Source organism: Streptomyces sp. NPDC058964, assembly GCF_042741275.1.
Taxonomy (GTDB): domain Bacteria; phylum Actinomycetota; class Actinomycetes; order Streptomycetales; family Streptomycetaceae; genus Streptomyces.
Genome location: NZ_JBHYKH010001015.1, coordinates 1 through 1,207, shown reverse-complemented (window position 1 = coordinate 1,207; position 1,207 = coordinate 1). Strand labels below are relative to the sequence as shown.

The window sequence follows — 1,207 nt, the reverse complement described above, 5'->3', positions numbered from 1 at the left end:
CCGTGGAACTCTGCCCAGCCGAGGACGTGTTCGAGGGGCTGTCCGGCTGCACGCCGGTCCACCATGGTGGCGAGCTCGTCCGGCGTGCGGGCCGTGGCGAGGATCAACTCCGCCTCTTCCTCGGCGAAGACGCACCCGGCGGCGCGCAGCGCGGAGACGACGGTGGCAGGGGCAATCGGGGACATAAGAGGCGAGAGCCTTTCGGAGACCTGGGGCCGAAGGGTGCTCTCGTGGGTCACCTACTGCCCGTGACCCGCAAGGCGTTGAGGAGAGAGCACCCCACCTGACACATCGGTAATGAGTCTCACCTCCTCGGCGCCTCGTGGCCGGGACGGTCCGCGGCCGGAGCGCCACCCTACCCCAACGGTCGGACACCGACCGCCCCTTCGGGCTCCTCCTCGACCGACCCCTCGGCGGTCACCGGTTCCGGCTCCGCCATCACGGCTGCCGGGGCGTACGCCCTGGCGCGTTCGTACAGTGGCGCGAGCCCGCCGCGAGCCCGAGCAGCAGCCAGGCCACCGGCGTCCACACCTCGCGGCCGAGGCCGTCGCCGCCGAAGTGCCGCAGACTGCGGATGCCTGCCACGAACCCGGTGCCGTTCCAGAAGGCGTGCGGGGTGCCGAGGAAGCCTTTTTGCAGTTCGGGGCGGAACAGGCCGCCGGAACTGGTGAAGTTGAGCATCACGAACAGCAAGGGACATTCCCCCTCAAGTTGTACTATGCAACCAGAACGTCGGAGGAGGAATTCCCGTGACCGCAGCGGAGGCGGCCGTCGAGGCCATCCAGCGCGAGATGACGATCTTCGCCCGCCGAGCCCGGGCGTCGGCGGGCCGTATGCACCCGGAACTGTCGCTGGTGTCGTACACACTGCTCGGGCACCTGGAGGAGAGCGGCGGCTGCCGGGCCACCGATCTGGCCGCTCACTACGCCCTGGACAAGTCGACGGTCAGCCGCCAGGTGGCCGCGCTGGAGCGGGCCGGGCTCATCGAGCGCCGCACCGATCCGGAGGACCACCGCGTCCACGTGCTGCATCTGACGGAGGCCGGCCAGGAGATCCTCGCCCAGGTCACCCGGAGCCGCCGGGCCGCCTTCCGGGAGCGGCTCGCAAACTGGCCGGAGGAGGACCTGACACGGTTCGCCCGGTATCTGCAGCGGTACAACGCGGGGCCGGCGACGGCCGCCGGCCCCGACTGAGCGGCGTCCTACGG

2 protein-coding genes and 1 pseudogene are annotated in these 1,207 nt (G+C 70.8%); 1 reads left to right on the top strand and 2 read right to left on the bottom strand.

Annotated features, from left to right (window positions below; genetic code table 11):
* Both ACFW2E_RS47300 and ACFW2E_RS47295 read right to left on the bottom strand, forming a co-directional pair.
* Positions 1 to 185: pseudogene (locus ACFW2E_RS47300) on the bottom strand (putative protein N(5)-glutamine methyltransferase); the annotation flags it as partial.
* Between the two features lie 253 nt (positions 186 to 438).
* Positions 439 to 693: a hypothetical protein gene (locus ACFW2E_RS47295; protein ID WP_384478468.1), complete on the bottom strand. Its 255-nt coding sequence runs from the start codon at positions 691 to 693 to the stop codon at positions 439 to 441.
* Between the two features lie 98 nt (positions 694 to 791).
* Between ACFW2E_RS47295 and ACFW2E_RS47290 the strand changes: the two genes are divergently transcribed.
* Positions 792 to 1,193: a MarR family winged helix-turn-helix transcriptional regulator gene (locus ACFW2E_RS47290; protein WP_384478471.1), complete on the top strand. Its 402-nt coding sequence runs from the start codon at positions 792 to 794 to the stop codon at positions 1,191 to 1,193.
* Positions 1,194 to 1,207: the final 14 nt, after the last annotated feature.

Bases quoted from the DNA above. Each gene is read 5' to 3' on its own strand.
- ACFW2E_RS47290 (WP_384478471.1), top strand. From the start codon at position 792: ATGACGATCTTCGCCCGCCGAGCCCGGGCGTCGGCGGGCCGTATGCAC.